At 59.7% G+C, this 24,301-nt stretch carries 21 protein-coding genes; 5 read left to right on the forward strand and 16 right to left on the reverse strand.

Going from position 1 to position 24,301, the window contains the following annotated elements; translation table 11 throughout:
* Positions 1–20: 20 nt before the first annotated feature.
* Together QM780_RS15920 and QM780_RS15925 are read right to left on the reverse strand one after the other, a co-directional pair.
* Positions 21–1,235 carry an efflux RND transporter periplasmic adaptor subunit gene (locus QM780_RS15920; RefSeq protein WP_415071418.1) on the reverse strand — a complete coding sequence of 405 codons (1,215 nt, stop codon included), beginning with the start codon at positions 1,233–1,235 and terminating at the stop codon, positions 21–23.
* Positions 1,225–4,413, reverse strand: coding sequence for an efflux RND transporter permease subunit (locus QM780_RS15925; RefSeq protein ID WP_415071419.1), 3,189 nt, complete (start codon positions 4,411–4,413; stop codon positions 1,225–1,227). The genes QM780_RS15920 and QM780_RS15925 overlap by 11 nt, the downstream gene beginning before the upstream one ends.
* Positions 4,414–4,672: 259 nt before the next feature.
* On the opposite strand from QM780_RS15925, the gene QM780_RS15930 reads away from it, so the two are divergent.
* Positions 4,673–5,611, forward strand: a complete 939-nt coding sequence (locus QM780_RS15930; RefSeq protein ID WP_415071420.1) for a LysR family transcriptional regulator — start codon at positions 4,673–4,675, stop codon at positions 5,609–5,611.
* A 9-nt stretch (positions 5,612–5,620) separates the two neighbouring features.
* Here the strand turns inward: QM780_RS15930 and QM780_RS15935 are convergent, their stop codons facing one another.
* From QM780_RS15935 to QM780_RS15960, 6 genes are all read right to left on the reverse strand, one after another.
* Positions 5,621–7,930 (reverse strand): ABC transporter substrate-binding protein, encoded by a 2,310-nt coding sequence (locus QM780_RS15935; protein ID WP_415071421.1) that lies wholly within the window; start codon positions 7,928–7,930, stop codon positions 5,621–5,623.
* Positions 7,931–8,082: 152 nt separating this feature from the next.
* Positions 8,083–8,925 carry a putative DNA-binding domain-containing protein gene (locus tag QM780_RS15940; RefSeq protein WP_415071422.1) on the reverse strand — a complete coding sequence of 281 codons (843 nt, stop codon included), beginning with the start codon at positions 8,923–8,925 and terminating at the stop codon, positions 8,083–8,085.
* Positions 8,926–8,934: 9 nt separating this feature from the next.
* Complete coding sequence (locus tag QM780_RS15945) at positions 8,935–9,825, reverse strand: DUF692 domain-containing protein (RefSeq protein WP_415071423.1); 891 nt, start codon at positions 9,823–9,825, stop codon at positions 8,935–8,937.
* A 16-nt stretch (positions 9,826–9,841) separates the two neighbouring features.
* Entirely contained in the window at positions 9,842–10,561 is a 720-nt protein-coding gene (locus QM780_RS15950) for a cytochrome c biogenesis CcdA family protein (protein WP_415071424.1), read from the reverse strand.
* 12 nt (positions 10,562–10,573) lie between these two features.
* A complete protein-coding gene (locus QM780_RS15955) occupies positions 10,574–10,969 on the reverse strand; it encodes a thioredoxin family protein (RefSeq protein ID WP_415071425.1) in 396 nt (131 codons plus the stop codon).
* Positions 10,970–11,064: 95 nt separating this feature from the next.
* On the reverse strand, positions 11,065–11,322 hold the full coding sequence (locus QM780_RS15960; protein ID WP_415071426.1) for a hypothetical protein: 258 nt from the start codon (positions 11,320–11,322) through the stop codon (positions 11,065–11,067).
* A gap of 265 nt (positions 11,323–11,587) precedes the next feature.
* On the opposite strand from QM780_RS15960, the gene QM780_RS15965 reads away from it, so the two are divergent.
* Together QM780_RS15965 and QM780_RS15970 are read left to right on the forward strand one after the other, a co-directional pair.
* Positions 11,588–12,076, forward strand: a complete 489-nt coding sequence (locus QM780_RS15965) for a DoxX family protein (RefSeq protein ID WP_415071427.1) — start codon at positions 11,588–11,590, stop codon at positions 12,074–12,076.
* Between the two features lie 102 nt (positions 12,077–12,178).
* Positions 12,179–13,075, forward strand: a complete 897-nt coding sequence (locus tag QM780_RS15970; protein ID WP_415071428.1) for an SDR family NAD(P)-dependent oxidoreductase — start codon at positions 12,179–12,181, stop codon at positions 13,073–13,075.
* Between the two features lie 236 nt (positions 13,076–13,311).
* Here QM780_RS15970 and QM780_RS15975 read toward each other — a convergent pair whose 3' ends face one another.
* Positions 13,312–14,217: an alpha/beta hydrolase gene (locus QM780_RS15975; RefSeq protein ID WP_415071429.1), complete on the reverse strand. Its 906-nt coding sequence runs from the start codon at positions 14,215–14,217 to the stop codon at positions 13,312–13,314.
* Between the two features lie 301 nt (positions 14,218–14,518).
* On the opposite strand from QM780_RS15975, the gene QM780_RS15980 reads away from it, so the two are divergent.
* Positions 14,519–15,634, forward strand: a complete 1,116-nt coding sequence (locus tag QM780_RS15980) for a beta-ketoacyl-ACP synthase III (protein WP_415071430.1) — start codon at positions 14,519–14,521, stop codon at positions 15,632–15,634.
* 11 nt (positions 15,635–15,645) lie between these two features.
* Here the strand turns inward: QM780_RS15980 and QM780_RS15985 are convergent, their stop codons facing one another.
* Positions 15,646–16,377, reverse strand: coding sequence for a DUF1345 domain-containing protein (locus tag QM780_RS15985; protein ID WP_415071431.1), 732 nt, complete (start codon positions 16,375–16,377; stop codon positions 15,646–15,648).
* Positions 16,378–16,634: 257 nt separating this feature from the next.
* On the opposite strand from QM780_RS15985, the gene QM780_RS15990 reads away from it, so the two are divergent.
* Positions 16,635–17,042, forward strand: coding sequence for a response regulator (locus QM780_RS15990; RefSeq protein WP_415072065.1), 408 nt, complete (start codon positions 16,635–16,637; stop codon positions 17,040–17,042).
* A 39-nt stretch (positions 17,043–17,081) separates the two neighbouring features.
* Here QM780_RS15990 and QM780_RS15995 read toward each other — a convergent pair whose 3' ends face one another.
* The 6 genes from QM780_RS15995 to ahpC form a co-directional block, all read right to left on the reverse strand.
* Entirely contained in the window at positions 17,082–17,756 is a 675-nt protein-coding gene (locus QM780_RS15995) for a response regulator (protein ID WP_415071432.1), read from the reverse strand.
* 13 nt (positions 17,757–17,769) lie between these two features.
* Positions 17,770–20,133: an ATP-binding protein gene (locus tag QM780_RS16000; protein ID WP_415071433.1), complete on the reverse strand. Its 2,364-nt coding sequence runs from the start codon at positions 20,131–20,133 to the stop codon at positions 17,770–17,772.
* Positions 20,134–20,613: 480 nt separating this feature from the next.
* The gene (locus QM780_RS16005; protein WP_415071434.1) at positions 20,614–20,826 is read right to left on the reverse strand and encodes a hypothetical protein; all 213 of its coding nucleotides are present in this window, start codon (positions 20,824–20,826) and stop codon (positions 20,614–20,616) included.
* A 146-nt stretch (positions 20,827–20,972) separates the two neighbouring features.
* The gene (locus tag QM780_RS16010) at positions 20,973–21,917 is read right to left on the reverse strand and encodes a LysR substrate-binding domain-containing protein (protein WP_415071435.1); all 945 of its coding nucleotides are present in this window, start codon (positions 21,915–21,917) and stop codon (positions 20,973–20,975) included.
* 23 nt (positions 21,918–21,940) lie between these two features.
* Complete coding sequence (gene ahpF, locus QM780_RS16015) at positions 21,941–23,521, reverse strand: alkyl hydroperoxide reductase subunit F (RefSeq protein WP_415071436.1); 1,581 nt, start codon at positions 23,519–23,521, stop codon at positions 21,941–21,943.
* Between the two features lie 90 nt (positions 23,522–23,611).
* Positions 23,612–24,175 carry an alkyl hydroperoxide reductase subunit C gene (gene ahpC / locus QM780_RS16020; RefSeq protein WP_415071437.1) on the reverse strand — a complete coding sequence of 188 codons (564 nt, stop codon included), beginning with the start codon at positions 24,173–24,175 and terminating at the stop codon, positions 23,612–23,614.
* Positions 24,176–24,301 lie beyond the last annotated feature (126 nt).

Raw genomic sequence — 24,301 nt, forward strand, 5'->3', positions numbered from 1 at the left:
GAATGCGCGGTCGGTTCCCCTCAGCCCTTGTTCGGCGGCGTCGGCCCATTGGAGGTCGACGGCGCATTCGCGGGATTTGGCTTTTCCTTGACGTTCACCTTGTCGCCGTCGCTTAGGCCATCCGGCGGGTTCTCGATGACGTGATCCTCCGGCGCGAGTCCCGATGCGATTTCGACAGTCGCGCCGCGGTCGCGTCCGATCGCGATGGGCTTGAGGTTGACTTTGTCATCGGTGCCGACGGTTGCGACGCGCAGCCCTTCCTTATCGAAGATGATGGCGCTCGAGGGAATGACGAGCACATTATGCTTGTTGCCGACGGTAAGATGGACGTTGGCGTAAGCGCCCGGCATCAGCTCGCCCGCAGCGTTGTCGACGATAAGCTGCATGCGCGTTGTTCCCGAAGCCGCGTCGACGGCGCCGGACGATGCTTCGACCTTGGCTTCGTATTTCTTGCCGGGGCGTTCGGGGACGGTCAAAATACCGACGGTTCCGGTCGGGATCATCGGCACGTAGGCCTGGGGCACGTTGACGTAAAGGCGCAGTTTGTGCACGTCGGCGACGACGAACAACTCGGCGCCGGACGAGCTGCCGGTATTGATCAAGTTGCCGACGTCGGTGTTGCGGACCGTCACGATGCCGTCGAACGGCGCGACAATGCGCTTGTATTCGGTCAACGCCTTCAGCCGGTCGACATTTGCCTGCTCGGACTTCACGAGCGCGTTCTTGGCGTCGAGATCGGCTTTCTTTTCGTCGGCGGCCTGATGCGTGACGTAATTGCTCGGCAGCAGCGCCTGATAGCGCTGGTTGGTAACCTGGGCAAGCTGAGCGTTGGCTTTGGCGTTCGTCAGATCGGATTCGGCCTGAGACAATTGCTGATCGAGATCGGGCGCGTCGATCGTCGCGAGCACGTCGCCGGTCTTCACTTTCGATCCGATGTCGGCATTGCGAGTCGCCACGTAGCCGTTCACGCGCGCAAACAGTGCGGCCTGATAGTAGGCGTCCAGACGGCCGGGAAGATCAAGCACGCCAATGCTCTGCTTGACGGTCGGATTGGTGGCGGCGACGGTCGGCACGGCCCGTTCCGCGGCTTTCGTTTTCAACTGAGCGACCGTCTGCTGGCGGCTCTCAATCCCGGTGAAGGCGAGAAACGCAGCACCACCGACGAAGATGATCGTCGCCAGTGGTAACTTCCAGCGCGAGCGCTGGGGCTGCTCGGCGGGCGCTTCAGGCTGCATGGAATTCTCCGGGCATTGCGGCTTGTGGCGACGAAGAGTTAGATGTTCGGCGTTTGTGCATCAGGCTGAAGATGACCGGCACGACGAAGAGCGTTGCGGCGGTCGCGAAAATCAGACCGCCGATGACGGCGCGACCGAGCGGGGCGTTTTGCTCGCCGCCTTCGCCCAGTCCGAGAGCCATCGGCGCCATGCCGATGATCATGGCGAGCGCCGTCATCAGGACGGGGCGGATTCGCACGTATCCAGATTCGGCGGCAGCCATGATCGGGTCGCCGTGATCGGCCAGCCGCTCGCGGGCAAAGCTGACGACGAGCACGGCATTTGCGGTTGCCACGCCCATGCACATGATGGCGCCCGTCAACGCTGGCACCGACAACGTCGTGCCCGTGAGGAACAGCATCCAGACGATGCCGATCAAAGCCGCAGGTAGCGCCATGATGATCACGAGGGGATCAGCCCAGGATTGGAAGTTAACCACGATCAGCAGGTATATAAGCACGATCGCGCCCGCGAGGCCGAACAACATTCCGGAATAGGCGGTATTCATCGTCTTTACCTGGCCGAGCATGACGGCGGTGGCGCCCTTGGGAAGATCTCCCGCGGTAGCGTCGATGACCTTCTGAATGTCGGCTGCGACGGCGCCGAGGTCGCGCCCTTCCGTCGTCGTCAAGATCTGCACCATCGGCTGGATATCGTACTGCGAGACGACGGCGTTGCTCGTCTGGCGTTGGAAATCGGCGACGGCACCGAGAATTTGCGGCGAAGGCGCGGTGCTGGACGTGATCGGCAGATTTTGCAGCGAAGCAAGCGAGTCGAGCTTGTACTGCGGCGTCTGGATGACGATCGGGTACTGCACGCCGTTCTTCGGGTTCAGCCAGAATGCGGGGTCCACCTGGCCAGTGCCGGCGAGGCTCGTTGCGACGCTGTTGGTGACATCGCGCTCCGTCACGCCGACGTATTGCGCGCGCGAACGATCGACATTCACGTCGAAGCCCGGGTTTCGCTGCGACTGCTGAATGCGTGCGTCGGCGACGCCCGGGATCATCTTGATCTGGCGAAGAATCTTCTGCGCGTAGGCAAAGGCGGCGTCGAGATCCTTGCCTCTGATTTGCAAATCGATGGGGGTCGGTGCGCCGAAGTTCAGGATCTGGCTGACGATGTCGGCGGGAAGGAATGAGAAGGTCACGCCGGGGAATTCCTTCGGCAGCCTGTCGCGGAGCTGCCTCACATATTCCGCAGTGGGGCCGTGACCTTCCTTAAGAGCGATTTGGATATCGCCGTCCTGCGGACCGATCATGCCGGTGTTGTTATAGGTCGTGTTGATGCCGCTGATCGGCATGCCGACGTTGTCGACCATGACTTCGATCTGGTCGGACGGGATAACTTCACGGATCGCGTCCTGAATTCTCGCGAATTCGTGCGCGCTCTCTTCGATGCGCGTTCCGACCGGAAGGCGGGCGTGCATCAGAATTTGCCCAGAATCGACGGCCGGAAAGAAGCTGCGGCCAAGATATGGGACAAGCAGGAACGACGCCGCGATAAATCCGAACGAGAAAAGAAGAACGATCGCTCGGTGCGCGAGAGCGCCTTCCAAAATCCGGTGATAGCCGCCGCGGAACGTTTCGAAGGCATGCTCAAAGCCGCGCTGGAAAAGTACGAAGGGATTTCGCGTCGGCCTCTCGTGGGCGTTGTGATCGTGGGGCTTCAGCAGATATTTCGCCATTGTGGGCACGAGCGTGCGCGACAGGATGAAAGAAGCAACCATCGCGAACATCACCGCTTCGGCCATCGGCACGAACAGAAATCGAGCGACGCCTTCGAGGAAAAACATCGGCACGAAAACGATACAGATGCACAGCATCGAAACGAAGGCCGGCGTCGCGATCTGATCGGCGCCGTCGAGGATCGCGGTCTCGACGTCCTTTCCCTGCTCCAGGTGATAGTTGATGTTCTCTATCGTCACGGTCGCTTCGTCGACCAGAATGCCGACGGCGAGCGCGAGGCCGCCGAGCGTCATGATATTCAGCGTTTCGCCGAGCGCGGAGAGCATGGCAACGGAGGCAAGAACGGCGAGTGGAATGGACGTCGCGATGATGATCGTCGAGCGCATGCTGCCGAGAAAGAGCAGGATCATGATGCTTGTCAGAGCCGCCGCGAGTATGCCCTCGTGGATAACGTTTTGAACGGCGCCGCGCACGAAGATCGATTGGTCGCCGAGATAGGAGATGGTCAAGGCGTCGGGAAGGCCCGGCTTGATCTCCTTCACCTTGTCCTTGATGCCCTGGATGATATCGAGCGTCGAAACGGCGCCGTTCTTCAACACGGTCAGCAGCACCGAGCGATTGCCGTCGACGTGCACGATGTTCTGTTGCGGTGGGTTGCCGTCGCGGACTTGCGCAACATCGCGGATGTAGACCATCGCGCCATTGACGGTTTTAATCGGCAGATCGCCCAACGCGTCGAGGTCGGACGGCGCGTTGTTGAGCTGCATCACGTATTCGGTCGGACCGATTTTCTGAGTGCCCGCCGGATTGATCAGGTTTTGCGCTGAGAGCGCGGTTTGCACATCCTGAGCGGACAATCCTTTGGCACGAAGCGCCGCATCGTCGAGATCGATCTGGATCTGGCGCGACTTGCCGCCATAGGGGTATGGCAAGGCTGCGCCCGGGACGGTGACGAGGCGAATACGCACCTGGTTCATACCGAGGTCGAAGAGGCGCTGCTCGGTCATGCCTTCGCCGCCGAGCGCCAATTGCACGATGGGAACAGTCGAGGCGCTGTAGTTCAGGATGAGCGGCGGATTGGTTCCGGGCGGCATCTGCCGGAGCATCGTCTGCGAAATCGCCGTGACCTGCGCGTTGGCGACGCTGATGTCGACCGAAGGATGAAAGAAGATTTTGACGACGCCGATGCCGTTATAAGAATTCGCTTCGATATGCTCGATGTCGTTGACGGTCGTTGTCAGCGCGCGTTGAAAGGGCGTGACCATGCGGCCGGACAATTGATCCGGCGGCAGGCCGGTATACTGCCAGACGACTGCGATGACGGGGATGCGGATTTCAGGAAAGATGTCGATCGGAGTGCGGAGCGCAGCCAAGCCTCCGGTGAGAAGAATCAGCAGCGCCAATACGACAAATGTGTACGGCAACCGCAGTGCGATTCGCACAAGTGCAGCCATCGCTGTGAAGTCTCCATCTCGCCGCCGCGGAAAAACGCGGGCTAGCGCCCAGGCTGCTAACTCGTAAGCCGACGTACATCCGTCTCAGAAAACAGCTGACACGTCGCGACGAAACGGCACGCCGACACGCTCGCCGGCTTCGCAACGTGAAAATTCGCGCCGACAACCGAAGCAACGACGGTCAGAATTGGGGGATTGCCGTCCATCTGTCCAATAGTATGTTAGGATGCTATTGTTCTGGGATATCGATTAATCTCGGATGGTGTTGAGAACCTTGGACCTCAAGCAACTGGAACATTTCGTAGCGGCGGCGGAGGAAAAGCATTTCACCCGCGCTGCCCGCAAAATGAACATTGTTCAATCAGGTTTATCGGCGTCGATCCGGGCGCTGGAGCAGGAAATGGGTGCGCCGCTGTTCGTGCGGACGACGCGGCACGTCGAACTCACAGTGGCCGGCCGTGTGCTTTATGAAAAAGCGCAAGCGATTATCGCCGGGGTCAAGGAGGCGCGGAGCGCCGTTGCGGCGATCAACGGTCTGGAGCGCGGGACGCTGACCATCGGGACCTGCGGCAGTCTCAACGCATTTTTCGATCTGCCGCTTCTTCTCGGGGAATTTCACGATCTTCATCCAACGGTGGAAATCAAGCTTTGCCACGGCACCGCGACGAAGATGATGGACAAGGTGAAGGATGGCAGAATCGACTTGGCTTTCTTTCCCCTTTTCGAGAAGAGCCGCGAGATCGTCACGATACCGATCGCGTCGGACAGCCTGGTGATTGCGCATCCTCTCGGCCACCGGCTCGAAGGTCGCGAGAACGTCACGCTCGAGAGCCTTGCGGACGAGACCTTCGTCGATTTCCAACCCGACAAGGGGACACGACGGATCGTCGATCGCGCGTTCGGTGCGGTCAATATTTCGCGGCGGACGGTTCTCGAAGTCGGCGATGTCCAGGTGCTTCTCGATCTCGTAGCGCGCGGCTTCGGTATTGCGCTGGTACCGAAAACGTTCGCGTGTACCCGCGCCATTTCGGCGGCTTCGCCGAAACTTGGAATTGCCAGCCTGAAAAAGCCCGGGCTTGCCTGGGAACTGGTGGCGGCATGCCTCGGCCGTGCGGGCACCGCGCAGACGCGCAATCCGACGGTCGCCGCCTTCATCAAGCTGCTCGATAAAATCCGCAGCGATGCGGTCGCAGCCTGAGCAACCGCGTCAGCTGATGCTAGCCTGATAGACGTAATAGGCCATCGCCGCAGACATCGCCGGAATGAGTGCGATGTGGATGAAGGCCAGAGATTTCTTCAGCCATCCGATCGGCTCGATGCGCCTGTTCACGCGCGCGATCGTGATCGCAATGATGACGCTCAGGACGAGATACGTGAATAAGAATAGCCGGTCGGAGAGCGTCTCGATGTTGGCATCGAGCTTGGGAAGCGCGAGGTAAAGCGCGACTGCTGACAGCAGGGCGGTAACCTGGATCGTCACGATGGCTTCGAAGTGATGGGTCGAGATGAAGATCGACAGATAGGCGATGAATAGGATGAATCCCAGGGGCACGACGACCCGGAGGAAATAGTCCGTCGTCTGCCGCTTCATCAGCCAGGCGAAGCTCGCTTTGTAAAACGGGACGACGCTCGGTTCGAGCGTCTGCGCATCGACGGTGCGCACGAAATCCTCGTCGTAGCTGACATACTGATCTTTCGGGTCCCAGCCGTCGACGGTGACGGACTTATCCCGAAGCTCTTTCGGTGGCGGCTGGACAATAAAGGCGCTGGCGCCGTTCTTCGGTTGCAGGTCGATTGAAAATCGCTGCGTGTCGAAGGGATAATTACGCAGGTTTGGCGAATAGAGAAACTTGCCCGTCACCTGATAGATTTTCATGTGATCGGGATAGGCGTCGCTCTTGCCGCCGTCGTGGATTGGGCGGATCGTGATTTGCCGGCTGTTGGATCCGGGATCGAGGTAAGCGTTGGAAAATTCGATCTGGTCGATGGATGCGCCGCTGCGATCGTTCATCGAAATGTAGAAGTCGGCCAGAAATGTCTGGTCGTTGTCATCGATGCGATCGGCGTGGATCAGATCGATGTCGGCGTAGAGCGTATCGATCCGGCGCATCGTGTCGTTGCGGAGATGAAGGAATTGCATCGGTGCGAGCTGGGGATGATTAATTCCCCGCGGCAGCACGACGATGAGCGGGGTGCGAGCCACCGCGCGTGACATCGGGCGGAACGACCAATTGCCGAAGCGGCCTTTGAACATGCCGCGACCGGCGGCGTAGGTCGTGCCGAGCTGCTCGACGATTTCATCGCGAAGGTTCTGAATGTTGGCTGCGGGCGGCGCGGCGCGAGCGGCCTCAGCGATGAGGCGGATCATATCGGCGTAGCGCATACCGGTCTGCAGCGCGCGCATGTTTTCTGTGTCCAGCGCGTTGGGGGGCAGATCGTCGTCCCTCACCTTGCAGGTTCCGTCCTTCCAGCCTGGCGCGGCGTCGTTCTTGGCGCCCTGGAAGATCCAGTAGTCGGGGTTGTTCGTTGTCAGGAGCAAGTCGCGCAGACGCTCGCTGTCGACATCGGGGAAGCCGTCCCAGGCAAGTTTGTAGACGTCGTTGGGATAGAAGCTGCCGCCTTTTGAGACCAGATCTTCGATCCGCCCGGTGGCGAACATCGGCGGGGTATATCCCGCGATCTTGAATTGTTTCAGTACGTCCTTGATACGATCGCTGCCGATCGCGATAAAAACCAGATCCGGCGTTTTGCCTTTCAAGTCGTCAACCATTGCCGCGACATCGGCAGGATTGAGCTTGTCGTCGGTGAGCGCCAGCCGATGATCGGCGACCATGGCATCGGCGCCGAGATATTTCTTCAGAGAGTCGCCCAAGTTGCCGCTTGCGACGTTGTCCTGCAGGCCGATGAAGGCCACGCGGGCGAATTTCATCTCTTTGACGAAGTTGGTGATGATCGGCATCCGCTCATCGTCTTCCGATGGGCGGGTGGTGAACACGGACGGGTAATCCGCGATGATGGCGGCGACAGAGATGTCGGACAGAAATGGGATGTTGGCGGCCTTCAGGGCTTGGCCGTTGGCCTCGAACGCCGCTTTGGAGCGCGTCGCGTTCGTCATGCCGACCATCGCAACCGTCTGCGGGTCTGAAATCGCAGCGGCGAGATTGGCGGCCGCCAATTTGGGATCACGTTTGTCATCGTAGAGATTGATGATGATCTGGCGGCCGGCGATGCCGCCCGTGCGATTGATGTAATTTTGCGAGAGCGTTGCCACACGTTTGATCGCGGCGACGATGCCGCTGTCGTAGCAGTCATCGCTCTTGGACGTGAAAAATATGGGAACGCTGACGGGCGGACGCTGGGCTGCTTCGGCATCGTCGGTGGCTTGTGCCGACGCCATCGTGCTCGGGCCTGCAAGGAGCGTGACCGCCAAAACGACGGCAATTTTGACATATCCCGCCAGACGCTTGCTCCAAGCGCCGGTGCCAAATTCAAATCCCGCTAATCTCAAATTTCCCACCCGAATTCATAGGATCAGAACGTCCGAAGCTCTCGGAGCCTTCCTATGTCCAAACCCATCGTGCCCGCAGGCTTTCTATAAGTCCGGGCTAGAAAGCGAAAGAATTTGGTTTGGATTGGGCGGCTCGGCGGCCGGCGTCGTTATTTGATGGCCTATTCTTCCAGGAGACCTTTTCCCAGAAGTCCGGACGCGATCCAGCCGTGCAGATATTGGGCGGCGCGCATCGGTGCGGACTCGGGGTCATCATAAACGGCGACCAGCTCGCAAAGGCCGCCGAACGGTACGCCGCTTGCTGCTTCCTTCCACATCATGGCTTCCTCGTAGGGCATGCGACGGACTTTCGGGGTCGTCTCGTGGCGCCAAACGATGATGTTTTCGGCTTCTGAACGTGTCTCAACCGGAGGTGGCGTTTCGGTATTTTTGAGCGCCAGCCATAGAGCGTGGGCGTTGGTCGAAAAAGAAAGAATGTGTGTAGAGGGATGGGCCTCAAAAATGAGATCGGCCCAGCTTTCGGGGGGAACGGCGGCGAGGTCGGACATTTTGACGGTCTCTTGGTCGGGAGCATCGAAGGCGTCGTTCAGCGCGCGCTCCAGTTCGGCAAGGTCGGCAACGTGCGGTTCGGAGGGGCGGACGTCGGCGATGAAGTCGGGAAAGCCGTGGGAGAACCATCGGGCATTCTGGTTCCGGGATGGGTGCGCCTGCACATAAGCCTTCGCCAGGTCCTGAAACGCGGTGTCGCCAAGGTATGCGGAGAGAAGCGGATGATCGTTGCGCACGACCTCGATCAGGCGCGCGACGTAAGCGTGACGATAAACGCCAAAGAGAACGTTTCGATCGGTCCGCGAATTGTCGAGGATCTCATTGAGAACGGCGTCGTCGCCGAGCATTACCGCGCGCTGAAACGCGTCCTGCATTTCGCTGAGCGATGGAGCGGCGGTTCTTGTTTTTTCCGCCGACTGGCCTTCTCGAGGAACGGATATGATGTTTGCCGGCATGATGAATTGCTACCGCTCGTTCGAGTCAGCGAAAACCTCTTTCGCAAGATGGCGCGCCTTGCCGAGCTCTTCGAGCATGACGTTCAACGGTGGAATGTCGTCGTCGCGCTCGATGATGGTTGAGACCGGGCCGAAACGGTTGAGTGCCGCTTTATAAAGCGTCCACACTTCATCGCAGACAAGGGCATCATGGGTGTCGATGATGTGGGTCATGTTGTGCTCATGGCCCGCGAGATGAAATTGCACGACGCGGTCGGCGGGAATTCCGGCGATGAATTCGTAGGGATCATATTCGTGATTGAAGGCGCTGACGTAGACGTTGTTGACGTCGAACACGAGCCAGCAACCTGTTCGCTTCGTCATTTCAGCGATGAATTCCCATTCCGGCATTTCGGAATTGCGGAACTGGACGTAGGACGAGACGTTCTCGAGCGCCAAGGGCCGCTTCAGATAATCCTGCACGTGGTGAATGCGGGAGACGACATGGTCGAGCGCTTCGGGCGTATAAGGGAAGGGCAGCAGATCGTGAAGATTGACGCCGTGCACGCCCGTCCAGCAGAGGTGGTCGGAAACGAAGACGGGCTCGGTGCGATCAGCGAGCGCTTTTAGGTCTTTCAGGTAATCGGCATCGAAGGGGGCGGTCGAGGCGATCGATAGCGAAACTCCGTGCATGACGATCGGATAGCGGGCGCGGATCTGGTCCAGGATGCGGAGCGGCTGGCCGCCCGGCACCATGTAATTTTCGGAGATCACCTCAAACCAGTCGATGTCGGGATTGCCGCCTAGGATATCGGCATAATGCTGGGCGCGAAGGCCCAAGCCGTAACCGAGGTAGCGCGGCTTTGCGCCCGCCTGCTGCCTGCGGTCGGTCGCGTTATCGGCTGTCGCTTGAACGAGCATGGGCAGGCTCCTCGTTTCAGTATTTCGTTGTCAATTCGGTTAGCCAAGCCGGCGAGGCAGCTACAATCTGGGCTTCGAGGGCTTTATCGAGGCCGGTCAGGATCGCGAGGCCGGTCAAGATCAGTACGCCGCCGAGAACATATTTACCCGCAGATCCGGCCGACGCCAGCGCGTTGCGCCAGCGATTGAGAATTTCGCGCGAAAGCGCGCCCAGGACGAGAAGCGGGACGACGGCTCCGATCCCGAACGAGAGCAGCGTCAGGCTCACCTTTCCGAGGTCTTCGCCTTGGGCGGCGAGCAGGGATGCGGCGCCGAGTGTCGGTCCGACACACGGGCTCCAGACGGCACCGAGAACGAGCCCGACGCCGAATTGTCCCCATAAGCCGGGTGCCGAATAGGTACCGAGCGTTTGGTCGGCCCAATTGGAAATGGGACCGGCGGCAACGGCAAAACGCTGCTGCAAGACAGGAACGACCAGAATCGCGCCGATCACAATCAGGAGCGTGGCTGCGACCGAGCGGAAGAACGCACCGTCCAACCCGATGGCGAATCCGACTGTTGCCACAAAAAGGCTTACCGCGACGAACGACAGGGCGACGCCTGCCGATAGCGCAACGGGACCATATCGATGTGCAGACGCTGCCGTCGCCATCACGATCGGAACGAGCGGCAGCACGCAGGGCGAGAGAACGGACAAGACGCCGGCGATGAAGGCCAATGCGAACGACGCGAGCATGATGCAGAACCCTTACAGCGCCTTGCGCAACAGGCTGTCGATCGCGCTTTCGTTTGTGCTGCCGACGGAGCGGCCGGCTTCATTGGCGCCCTTGAAAACGATCAATGTGCTTTGCGACTGGGCGCGGAACTTTCGCAGCACGTCTTTTCGGCTGTCGAAGTCGACGTCGAAGATCGTCAGATCGCCGTAGCGGGGTTCTGCCGCCAGTTTTTCTATGATCGGCTTTTGCGCCTGGCAGGTCGGGCACCAAGGGGCGGAGATGTCGATGAGGATGGATTTTCCTTGAGCCTGCGCTTCGGCAAATGCCTTCTCATCGAACGTTCTGCGGTCGGCGGCGGATGCACCGATAGCCGTCAAAATAATAAGGGCGAAAGCCAAACCGGCATGCGTCAGAAATCTGATTGTCATCGATCGTCCTTGAACTCTGCAATTGCAATTTTCCGGGCCGAATGGCCCAATAGAAAAAACGCCGCGGTTAGGCGGCGTTTTTTGAATTTTGCGTGTTACTTCGCGGGTTCGAAGTGGCCGGTCGTGCAGCCTTCCTTCGTCGTCTCGGTAAAGCCCTGGCCTTTGCAAGCGTTCTGACCTTTGCAGGCGTTGGTGGCGCTCTTGCAGGCGCTCTGACCCTTGCAAGCGTTGGCACCGACGCAATGGCCGGTTGCTTCATCGGCGAATGCGACCGTCGACATAACGGCGTTGGCGAGCATGAGCGATGCTGCTGCGGCCGCGAGAGCCGAACCGGACTTTACGCTGATCTTCATGGTATGTTCCTTTGGAAGATTTTGTTTCCACGCTGTCGTTTGTGCCCCGGTTGGACCGGTCACGAGGAAGGTTACGAACCATCCAACTTGGACGTTTCGAGTTTCGGAAAAAAAATATGAAGAATTTTGCTTTGGCGATGAGCCGGGGCGGATAGCCCGGCGAATTTATTCGATGGTGAATGTAACCGGCCAGCATTTTGCCTCGTAACCCCCCATCAGTTGCAGCGGAAAATTCCGCCTTTTTCTCCAGCTGAGGGCTTACGCCATGAGATTTCTGACGCATTGGTTGATCGACATTCCCGAGAAGCTTTCGCGGGTGTTTTTATGGCTGCCGCCGCTGTTCGCACGCATTGTCGTGGGCTGGGTGTTTATGTGGAGTGGCTGGGAAAAGCTGCATGCTCTGCCGCAAATCACCGCCAATTTTGAATCCTGGGGGATTCCTTTTCCGTCGATTTTGACGCCGTTCGTTTCGGGCGTCGAATTCTTCGGCGGACTTTTTCTTCTGCTTGGACTTTTCACGAGGATTGCAGGCGTGCCGCTCGTCGTTGTGATGATCGTTGCGATCATCAGTGCAAAGTGGGACCAGGTCGATTCGCTCGAGACGCTGCTTGGTTTCGAAGAAGTGTCGTACATGGCGCTGTTCGGGTGGCTGGCCGTTGCGGGCCCCGGACCGATCTCGCTCGATTACCTGCTGCAGAAGCTGCAAGCGAAGACCGACGATGGGGTGCTTGCTCCCTCGGTCAGCACAACGTGATGGGCTTATCGAAAACTGCGTTGGGGCCGCCTTGCGACCCGATTGAGGTTTCCTTACTTTCCGCTGATGGCGACAAAACCATCAGCGGGCCGTCACGAGAACATGCAAAAGCGGACGGCTCCCTGGTATGCGCGGCTTTGGCCTTGGCATACTCCCGCTGACGACGCGGCTGTAAGACGAGCGCTGCAGGACGTATCCGGTCTCGAGCCTGCCGTGGTCGTTACCGGTGGATCGCGCGGCATCGGGCTCGCGATTGCCCGACGGTTTCTGCAGGCGGGCCACCAAACCGCGATCGTCGCCCGCAATGCCGTACGTCTCGAAGAGGCGGTGGCAGAGCTCAAAGCATCGACGGGCGCTGACGCCATCGCTATTCTGTGCGACGTCACCGAGCCGAGCGCGTATGACGTCATTGCGACGGCTCTCAATCGCAACGGCCTTTATCTCGACATTCTGGTGAATAATGCGGGCACGGGCTTGGCCGGCCCGTTTGCCACGCACTCCGAAGCCGATTTGTTCCGACTGGTAGCGCTCAACGTCGCGACCACAACCCGGCTGACGCGCGAAGCTCTCCCAGCGATGCTTGAGCGGCAACGCGGTGGCATTCTGAATGTCGCCTCATTGGGGGCCAGCGTTCCCGGACCAAACCAGGCGGCGTATTATGCGAGCAAGTCCTATGTCGTGTCGTTGACCGAAGCGATCGCGAGCGAAAATGCGGGGCAAGGCGTGCGCATTGCTGCACTCTTGCCTGGGCCTGTCACGACGGCATTCCATGAAGAGATGGGCGCGGAGCAATCGCTCTATCGTTATCTTCTGCCGCCGATGTCAGCGGAAAGCGTCGCCAACAGCGCCTACCGCTGGTTCATGTTCGGAAATCGCGTGATCGTGCCGGGAATTTTCAACGTCTTCTTTTTCGTCGCCCTCAAGATCCTGCCGCATGCACTGACAGTGCCGCTCATATATTGGCTGTTGCGAAAGCCCGATGCGTTAAACAGGTCTTAAATTCGCGGGTCATTTTTACGATATTTGCGGACGTTTGCATTATGGCAACCATTTCTGCGTAGGTTTATCAGGGCTCCGGAATGAGGTTTCGCGTATCCGGGGTTCCCTCGCGGCTGCGCCTGACGGAGACCACGGACTCTCTCGAGTTCGACAGATCCGACGCGTGGCCGCGCTGAATTGGATGCGACGCCGGCGCAGCAGACATCTGCTTTTTGCGGTCGTCGCGTCTTATCGGTTCAAGCCGCCTTGATCGGCCGCGATTTGCCACCCACCTCGGTGCCTTCGCTATTGCCGCCCGTCGCGATACGTTCAACGAAATCGCGGGTTCTTTCGACCACCACGTGACGCTGCTTGTCGAGCGTGACCATGTGATAGCTGTCGTCCAGCACGATGAGGTCGGTCGCGGACGGCAGCTTCGCCTGCAGGTAGGTGGCATTGTTGAGATCGGCGTAGTCGTCTTCGCGGGAATGGACGATCAGCGCGGGCTGACGGATTTTGCCGAGCAGTTTCTTGGCGGCGGCGACGAGGCGGCGGTGCTCGAACACCATGGCGCCCGGCGTGCCGACGGTGCCGAGGTCCGAGCCATCGGATGCTGCCAGCGCCGCGCGAACGAATTCGCGGACGCGCGGGCATTTGATGCCGAGCGATTCAGCGTCGGGGAACTGCATCAGATTTGCGACCCAGCGGCTGCGGACGAGCGAGAACAATTTGCTGTACCAGGGCATCGCCCAGCCATTGGTCCACAGCGTCGGCGAGAAGAGCGCGAGGCCATCGACCTTGTCCGAATTGTTGGCGGCGAGATGCAGGGCGATGATGCCGCCGAGGCAAAGACCGCCGATGATGACCGTGTCGCAAGTCTGGCGGAGTTCTTCGAGGGCGGCTTCTGCGCTGCGATACCAGTCCTGCCAGGTCGATTTAACGATGTCGGCGCGGGAGCCCCCGTGGCCAGCCAGCGTGGGGCAATGGACCGTGTAGCCGGCGCGCGCCAGGCCGAGGGCGACGAAGCGCATTTCAGCGGGGGTGCCGCAGAGCCCGTGGATCAACAATACGCCGGTCTTACCGCCTGCGATGCGGAAGGTCTCGCCGTTCGGGCTTTTGGCGGCGGCCGGGGCGGTCGTCAGCGTAGAGATCCGTGCGGACATGGCGTTGTCTCCTCATCTTCCGGAGACAAGCTTTAGGGGCGCGCAGGCGGTGGGGCTGTTCCGTCGGCAACAGGCGCGGGGGTGGCAAGTGATTGATCTGCTTGCTGCGTTACCCACGGAACACCAGCGGAAGGTGGCCCTTGGGGCGCCCGCCCGTAAGACGGTGCGATTGGAGTTCGCCGCAAGCTGCGCTATGGAGGCGGCGAGATCGTTAATGCCCCGACGGTGCGCAGGCGAGCGATCTTCGAACGGACAACAATGAATGGGCGGCCGGAACGCCCGACAAGAATTGGAAACGCTCGTGCCTCAGCCAGTCATCGCCGCGACGGGACTTTACGTTCCGCCCGACAGCATTTCGAACGCCGAGCTCGTTACCGCCTTCAATGCGTACGTCGCTGCGTTCAACCGCGATAATGCCGCTGCAATTCAGGCGGGCGAGATCGCAGCGCTGCTGCCGTCATCGGCCGAGTTCATCGAAAAGGCGTCGGGAATCAAATCGCGTCATGTCGTCGATAAGTCCGGTGTCCTCGATCCGGCGGTCATGCGACCGAACATTCCCGAGCGCGCGAATGAGGACATTTCCGTTCTTGCCGAGATGGCGGTGCGCGCGGCACGGGGCGCGCTGGCGCGTTGGGGCGGGGACATCCGTGATATTGGGGCCGTTCTGTGTGCGGCGTCGAACATGCAGCGGCCCTATCCGGCGATGGCCATCGAGGTGCAAAACGCGCTTGGTATCGCGGGATTTGCCTTCGACATGAATGTCGCCTGTTCGTCGGCGACATTCGGCATCAAGACCGCGGCGGATTTCATCTCTGGCGGCTCGGTCAAGGCGGTGCTGGTCGTCAATCCCGAGATCTGCTCGGGGCATCTCAATTTTCGCGACCGGGATAGCCATTTCATCTTCGGCGATGTCGCGACTGCGATCGTGGTGACGGAAGAGGCGCTCGCTCGGGGTGGCTGGACCATTCTCGGTACGCGCCTCAAGACGCAGTTTTCGAACAACATTCGCAACAACTTCGGCTTTCTCAATCGCTGCGCGCCCGAAGGCATCGGGACCGCGGACAAGCTTTTCGTCCAGGAAGGCCGCAAGGTGTTTCGCGAAGTCGTGCCGATGGTGATCGACATGATCATCGATCATGCGCGCGATCTCGGCGTCGAGCCGAAAATCCTGAAGCGCCTATGGCTGCATCAGGCGAACATCAACATGAACGACATGATCGGCCGGAAGGTGCTCGATCGCGTGCCGACGCCGGAAGAGAACGTCATCATCCTGGATGAATTCGCAAACACGAGTTCGGCGGGCTCGATCATCGCATTCCATTCCGCCAACAGCGATTTCAAGCCAGGGGACACCGGATTGATCTGCTCGTTTGGTGCGGGCTATTCGGCCGGTACGGTTTTCGTCAGGAAGCGGTGAGTTTATTTCCGTCACGCGAGACTGGCGGAGAGGTTGATCACCAAGGCGAGCACCATCGTATTGAAGAAAAACGAGACGATGGCGTGAAGCGTCGTCAGCCGGCGCATGTGTTTGCTGTTGATCGTGACGTCCGAGGTCTGGGATGCCGCGCCGAACGACGTCGCGAAATAGAAGAAGTCCCAATAGTCGGGTTTTCTGTCGCCTGGAAAAGTCAGGGCGTCGCGTGCTTCCGAAGTATTCTCTGAAAATTCCTCCGGTGAATAATATTCATGGGCGTAATGGAAGGTGAAGGTCACCTGCGTCACCAGCCAGGAAACGACGATGGTCGTGGCGGCGAGGGCGGCGAGAAACATTCGTTCCTGATCGGACGCGCCTTTTGCGGCGACAAGCAAGCCGAAGATGGCTGCAAAACTTGAAAACATCGCCGTCAAGACGATCACGAGGATAACCACTGCGCTGTCGTCTTGGAGCGCCGCGCGAGAGCGGATTCTATCCGAGTGGCATCCACCGATGAATTTGAACGCCATGATGAGGTAGGCCGTTCCTCCGGCGCACCAGGCGAGCGCTTCTCTAACCGAACCACGGAGCGAGGATGGAAGCAGGAACAACGCCGCGATGGCTATGAATGCGCCGACGACGATGCGGGGGCGCAACGCGATCGAGCGGCCGATCGAGCGAGGGCTATACCAACGGGAACGCGGCGGCGCTTTTCGAGTCGTGTCGATTTTATCGTTATTTGCCATGCTTGGTTTTTCGTCCGGTTGAAGCTCGATCGTTTTGCAAAATCAGAAACCTACCACAGGTTTTCCCCAGCCTCCGCCGGCGATCGCGTGCGCGGTGTGGATTGCGCGCATTCCAGGCGCCGGGAATTCTTCGCCGTTGGCTAGTTCGAGCGGCCTATGGCCTCACGCTGACTGGCGACGGCCATGCAAAGAGCCTCAAATCGTTGTGTTTGCTGAATTATGGAGGAGGCCCGCGGATGATCACCCCCTCTCGGGAGATGGCGGTGGATTGTGCTCGGCCGGCGTTCGAAGACCATTCGCGCCCGTTGATCGTCGTGATCGAGGATGACTACCGGTCATCGATGGCACTTACGATGCTGATCGATGATTGGGGATATTCATGCGTCGCCGCGCGATCTTCGCGCGAGGCGGTCCGGACACTCGGCCATAGCCTCGGCAATATCGCGGCTATCATCACCGACATCGAAATCGACGGACAGATGCGCGGAGTTCGTGACGCGCTCGCTATCGCGGCGGCGATCGGTCACTCAATTCCGACCATCATCACGACAGGGCACGCGGATTATTCGTCCGGTGCCTTGCCATTTCCCGTCGTCAGGAAGCCGTTCGATCCAGATATTCTGCGACGCTGGTTGCGATACCGGGTCGGTGCAGTTGTTGCGTAAGTAGAGTTTGCGTCTGACCGTCGAGCCATCCCTCGAAGGTCAGCTTCTCGTTGCAAGTTCGGTGCGGTTTCTTGCGCCGAAGTGAGAGAAGAGAGCGGCGAGATGGATTTTCACCGTGCCCTCGGCGATATCCAGCTCGCGCGCGATCTCTTTATTCGAAAGGCCCCGGCGGACACATTCCAGGACATCGCGCTGGCGTGGTGAAATGGATTTGTAGGTGGCTCCACCGCTGGGGTCCCCTTTGCTTCCCGACGATTCGGCGTTCTGCGGTTTTGACGGCGCGGACATCGCGGAATTGCCGCCGACCGTCATGAAACGCGGAACGAACACCCGGCCATCAAGTATGTCGCGCAAAGCGCCGACGATCTCATCGTCTGCGAGCGATTTCGGAACGAAGCCGTTGAGACCCATGGCAACCGCTTTGACGACGTCATTGCGTTCTTCGGATCCCGAAACGATCGCGACCCGAATGCCGGGATAGGTTTCCTTGACGATGCTCAACCCTTCGGGGCCGGAGATGCCGGGCATTGCAAGATCGAAAAGGGCGAGTTCGACATTGGGGGTTTCGGCCAGACGATCGAGCGCGGCGTCGAACGTCGCCGCTTCGATCACGGAGCGGAAGCCCATACGATCGCGCAGCAGAAAGCCGAAACCAGAACGATAAAGGCCGTGATCGTCGGCGACCAAAACGGTGTCGTGCTGAGGATGTGCCATTGGTATCTCTTGACTAGCCGGCATTCATTTCTGCTCCGAATTCCGTGCGAAGTTCGTTCCGTGAAATTTTATGAGCTTTGAGAATCGCGCCGAGCGTTGCTGCAATAAGTTCGGGATCAGCAGGCTTCGTTAGCCACGGGCGCCCGGCTTTGGCAAGAACTGCCAAGGTCGCAGACTCGGTGCCACCCGATAACAGGACACTCGGAATATCGGTATCCAATTTTGCCGCCATCCGCGTGATGAATTCAAGTCCCGTTTCGGTCCCGCGCAGATCAAAGTCGAGGACTGCGGCGTCGATGACAAGACCATGATCCAATGCCGCTTCGGCATCGGTGTTGCGCTGGTAGCCGAAGACGACGTTGCCGCGATCTTCCAGGTCTCTCGTCAGTGCCGAGACGATCAATGGGTCGTCGTCTAAAACAAGTATGCGCATGCCGTAAACATTCGTTCCCGGCGCCTGAGGGGACGGAAGGTGGACAATCCGTTCGACGACGGCATTTTTCGGCAAGACGATCGTGAATCGGGAGCCGGATCCCGGCCACGACGAAACTAGGATTTTCATGCCCAGGAGCTCGGCATAGCGTCGGGCGATCGACAGGCCGAGGCCGAGACCGTCGTTGACGCCGTAGGCGCGCTGATCGGCACGCGAGAATTCCTCGAAGATTCGTTCGCGACGATCGTTGGATAAGCCCGGGCCGGTGTCATAGACGTCGATGACGCGTTCGCCGTTGCGGTAGCGAGCCGCAAGGATGACGCCGCCGTGCTTGGTGAATTTCAGGGCGTTCGAGACGAGATTGCGGATGATCGTTTCGAGCAGCGCCGGGTCCGTCTCGATGATCCAGTCGCGCGACCGGCTCAGGAATTTCAGGCCGTTCTGCTCGGCTTCGACGCGCGAGCCCACCGACACGCGCTCGATGATTTCGGCGATCGAAACCGGGGTTCTCGTGGGCTCGATCAGCTTGGCGTCGAGGCGGGAAACATTGAGCAGGGCATCGAACATGCCCTTCAATCCTCTGAGGCCCTCTTCCATTTGGGCGACCAGCGTCGTCGCCTCGTTGCCAGTGACCCGGCGTGACAGGGCGCGCGCAAACAATGTCAACGCGTGCAACGGCTGGCGCAGATCGTGGCTGGCGGCGGCAAGGAAGCGTGACTTGGCTTCGGTCGCGCTTTCTGCCGCGGCTTTGGCTTTTTCGAGCCCGACGTTTTGCTCGGCCAGCCGCTGAGTGCGCTCTCGGACCTGGCTTTCGAGCGACTGGTTTGCGGCCGCGAGCGAGGCCCGCTGGGCGTCGAGCTCTTTGACCAGAGATCGCAGCGACTGCGAGAGGACGCGGGCTTCCTGATAGCCGCCCACCTGCGGGAATTCTAGCTTCTGGCCACGGCGCAGCCTTTCGGCGACATCGGCGAGCTGAAGCAGTGGCTGAGATAGCTTGCTGGCGAGGATCCAGGCGAGAAGGGCGGCAATAGCGGCGAATATCGTGCCCGAGATGACGATGGTTTTTTGCAGACTGCGGACGGGTGCGAATGCCTGCCGTTGGTTCTCCCGCACTAGGACGATCCAATTCAGGCCCGAATACGAGCGATAGCCGTCGCTCTTCGAATAGCCCGTCACGAAGGACTTGCCGTTCGGCCAGCGCTCGACGGCAAAGTCAGCGTTGCCTGGACGGGCGGCGCGGATGCTCGGAAGATCCAAGGTTTTTCCGGCGATATTGTCCGGGCCGAACAGCACCTGATGCGCCTCATTGAGAACGATGACATCGGCGGGAATTGCGTCCTTCATGCTGCCGAGGAGAGTATCGCGAACTTCCTCGGCCCATTCGGAACTGAGCGTGGCGCCCAGGACACCAATCGTTTCATTGCCGTCCACCACCGGAACGGCGAGGTCGATCAAATCCGACGCTCCTGAGCCCTCATGCGGAATTCGCGGCGTGTCGCCGGTATTGGGGAGGCGCACGTCGCCGACGAACTCTTCGTGCAAACCTTTTTGGAACCAGCGCTGGTCCTTGACGTTCCGGCCTTCGTATTCGCCGCCAGTGGCGCTCAGAATTTTACCGCTGGAATCAACAAAGCCGATCCAGGAATAATCCGAGTAGGCGCCTTGAAAACGCTGCAGGGTCGTCCGCAGGGAGGCTTGGGAATCGGCTTTTTGCAGGATCCGGCCGAGCGCTGCCATGTTGTCGAGGGATTGCAGCCGCTCGAACATCGCGCGGTCGAGCTTGTCCTGCATCTCGTCGGCGAGAAGGGCGAGGGATTGGCCGATTTCCTGCTCGAGACGCGTGACGGCATCCCGGCCGATGACATACGAAACCGCAATGGTCAGCAAAAGCGAAACGACCGAGATCGCCGCTGCAATCAGGACTTTCAACGAAACTCGGCGCATCGGATCTCGCTTTTTCCGCGTCAGCCGAAGAGCACCCTCAGACCCAATCACGGCGAATATCAAGAACCGATTTCTTAAACTCCTGACAGGTTATGCAGGGCGCAGCGCTGATTGCGCGAGCGATCGGAGGGGAGGTAGGCCATTCAGCCTAGTGCGTGGTCATCGAGCTAGTTCGCCGGGCTGAGTGGCTTCGACAATTCGAGAGGCGCACACATGTTTTTGCCAAGCGGATCCATGGCCCTATCGGCATGGTCTCTCACGTTAGGCGGGTCCGCTTTGTAAGGGAGCGTGCGCCGTCCCTCACCCACACAACGCGCCGCTTCAGTAGCCAGGGCCCGGCTTACCCCCCAAGCCGGGCCCTTCTCGCGTGTCGAGTGTCTGAAAAGGACGAGCGCGGAGGCCCGGATACCTTACGCCAAACGACAACGCAGCGTTCGACGGGTTTCGAACGCTGCCAAATTCCTTTGTGACGCCTGCGGATTAACTGTCTTGGGCGACGAGCCTCTGGACCGGAATATTATGCTCGCTCATCAGCGTTCGCCAGTCGGCGACATGCTTTTCGAGCGTCGCGATAACGGCTTCGGTGATCTCGTCATCGGAGGCCGGGCCGTTGAAAACACGCGCGACGCCGCCCTTCCAGAACGCCAATTGACCCTCAAGGGTCGATAACTCCCTGTTTGCCCATTCAATCATTGGCAGGTCTCCCCCAGGCTGAGTTGCCGAAAACACTTTAGGCCGACTTACAAGATATCGAAATCGGCTGGGCGGATGCGGTGACGTTAAAGCTGTGGGGTGTTGCAGGAAATCACGAACATTTCATATCGTCCGTGGAGGCCGTTTCAGCGCGGCGTGGCCCGGTGCTCGGCGGCGGAAGGACGAGATCGGTTGCGCAATACTTTCCGGCCGCAGTTCTTGAACAGCGCCGCGAGACTGAGGAAGAGTTGCTCGCGCGCCGAACTCTTCCGCCAGCACATTGCGATCTGGCGGCTCGGGTTGGAGTCAGCGAAGCTCAGCAGGCGGACTTCGGAGGCTGCCGCGCCCTGATTGAGGGTCGCGAGTTCGGGGAGCAAAGTCATCCCGACCTTGGCGTTCACCATCTGACGCAGAGTTTCAAGGCTCGTCGCCCGGAATGCCGATCGCTCGGCAGCGCCTGAGAAGGCGCAAACCTCAAGGGCGTGATCGCGCAGGCAGTGACCCTCTTCGAGCAACATCAAATCATGATCGACGAGTTCACCGATGCCGATCGATGCGCGGTCCGCAAAAGGATGGCCGTCGGGCACCGCGAGGAGGAACCGCTCTTCGAACAGGAATTCGGTGCGCAATTGGCTGTCGTTGATCGGAAGCGCCAGAATGGCGGCGTCGATTTCGCCTTCGCGAAGCTTCGTCAGCAGTGTGCTGCTTTTTTCCTCGATCAGAAGCAGCTTGAGGTCCGGCAGGTGCTTGCGGATGGAGGGGACGACGTGCGGAAGCAGGTAGGGACCAAGTGTCGGGAAGATCCCGAGGCGGATCGTTCCGGCTTCTGGGTTTTGGTTCTGCTGGATGCTGTCTTTGAGTTCCTGAATTTCGTGCAGGATCCGGCGCGCCCTGGCCGCTGCCTCGTGGCCGTAAGACGTCAGGATGACGCCGCGCGAATCTCGTTCGACCAGTGCGACGCCAAGTTCGTCTTCAAGTTTTTTGATCTGGGCCGAGAGGGTCGGCTGGCTGACTTGGCAGGCCTCGGCGGCGCGTCCGAAATGCAGATACTTCGCGAGCGCGACAAGATATTCGAGTTCGCGAAGTGTCATACTCTATTCAGATCTCGGTCGGATTAAGCGGCTTTGACCTCTTTTTCGTCCGGCGCCGAGATGCGGATAAGGTGGTCAAAGGCCGCAAGCGAGGCTTTTGCTCCTTCGCCGAGGGCGATGACGATCTGCTTATAAGGCGTCGTCGTACAATCGCCGGCCGCAAAGACACCGGGCATCGATGTGCGCCCGTGCGAGTTGACGACGATTTCGCCGTGCGGCGTCAATTCAAGCGTTCCCCTCAGCCATTCGGTGTTCGGCAGCAGGCCGATTTGCACGAAGACGCCGTCGAGCGGGAGGACGCGCTTTTCGGACGTTGCGCGGCTTTCGTAGGCGAGGGCGGTGACTTTCTGGCCGTCGCCCTGGACCTCGGATGTTTTCGCGCCCGTCACGATGTCGACGTTGGAGAGGCTGCGGAGCTTGCGCTGAAGGACTTCGTCGGCGCGCAGTTTGAAATCCAGCTCGATAAGGGTGACGTGTTCGACGATACCGGCAAGATCGATGGCGGCCTCGACGCCGGAATTTCCGCCGCCGATCACGGCGACGCGTTTACCCTTGAACAAGGGACCGTCACAGTGCGGGCAATAGGTGACGCCCTTGTTGCGATATTCCTGCTCGCCCGGTACGCCGAGCTGTCGCCAGCGCGCGCCGGTCGCCAGGATGACCGATTTCGATTTGAGTGCGGCGCCGTTCGCCAATTCGACTTCGAGGTATTCGCCCTTGCGCACGAGCTTCTCGGCCCGCTGCAGGTTCATGATCTCGACGCCGTATTCCTTGACGTGCTCTTCGAGCGCGGTGGCGAGGGCCGGGCCCTCGGTATGACGGACCGAGATGAAATTCTCGATCGCAGCCGTATCCAGCACCTGGCCGCCGAAGCGCTCGGTCGCGATGCCGGTGCGGATGCCTTTGCGTGCGGCGTAGACGGCGGCAGCGGCGCCCGCCGGGCCACCGCCGACGATGAGGACTTCGAACGGCGCCTCAGCCTTTATCTTTTCGGCGGCGCGGTCGGCTAAACCGGTGTCGAGTTTGGCGAGGATTTGCTCTATGTCCATGCGGCCCTGGCCGAAGACTTCGCCGTTCAAATATATCGCCGGCACCGACATGATCCGCCGAGCTTCGACTTCATGCGGGAAAACGCCGCCGTCGATCGCGACGTGCTTGATGCGCGGACTGAGCACCGCCATCAGGTTTAGGGCCTGAACGACGTCGGGGCAATTCTGGCACGAGAGCGAGAAATAGGTCTCGAAGCTGAAGTCGCCGTCGAGAGCGTGGATCTGATCGATGATTGCCTGCTCGACGCGCGGCGGGTGGCCCCCGACCTGCAGCAGCGCGAGGACGAGCGAGGTGAACTCGTGGCCGAGCGGGATACCGGCGAAGCGAAGCGAAATATCGTGGCCGGGACTTGTCAGTGCGAACGATGGCGTTCGTTCCGTGCTGCTTGCCTCTTCGACCAGCGTGATCTTGTCGGAAAGATTGGCGATGTCGGTCAACAGGCTCACCATCTCGACGGATTTGGCGCCGGCATCGACCGCGGCGCGGATCTCGATCGGGCGAACGACCTTTTCGAGATAACCCTTGAGCTGGGATTTGAGTGCATCGTCGAGCATGGAATTTCCTGTCTGAAGTCGTTGGATCGCGGCAGTGGGGTGGTGCACGCATGGCCTTCCCTGACGCGGGAAGGCCATGAGAAACTTGTTCTAGATTTTGCCGACGAGCTGCAGCGAAGGAGCGAGCGTCTTCTGACCCTCTTCCCACTTGGCCGGGCAGACCTCGCCCGGATGTGCGGCGACGTACTGGGCGGCCTTGACCTTGCGCAGAAGATCGGCGGCGTTGCGGCCAATTCCCTCGGCGGTCACTTCCATGGCCTGGATGATACCCTTCGGATCGACGACGAAGGTGCCGCGATCTGCAAGGCCTTCGCCTTCGCGCATGACTTCGAAGTTGCGCGTGATCGTGCCGGTCGGGTCGCCGATCATTGCGTATTTGATCTTGCCGATCGTTTCGGAGCTGTCGTGCCACGCCTTGTGGGTAAAGTGCGTGTCTGTCGAAACGGAGAAGACCTCGACACCGAGTTTTTGAAGTTCGGCGTAGTGATCGGCGAGGTCGCCAAGCTCAGTCGGGCACACGAAGGTGAAATCGGCCGGATAGAAAAAGAAGATGGCCCATTTGCCTTTGATGTCGGCTTCGGTGACTTCGACGAATTTGCCCTGCTTATAGGCCTGAGCTTTGAACGGCTTTATCGCGGTATTGATGAGAGACATGGATTGTCCTGGTCGTGGTTACGGAGAAAGCTTCGAGCTTTCGCATCGCAATATAAGCCACGTCCGGCGATAGAAAATTTGGATAAATGTCGCAACTTCAATAGGTTCAACCTATCGCGGCGATAG

Origin of the sequence: Hyphomicrobium sp., from assembly GCF_047600905.1 — a bacterium.
Classification (GTDB): Bacteria; Pseudomonadota; Alphaproteobacteria; order Rhizobiales; family Hyphomicrobiaceae; genus Hyphomicrobium_B.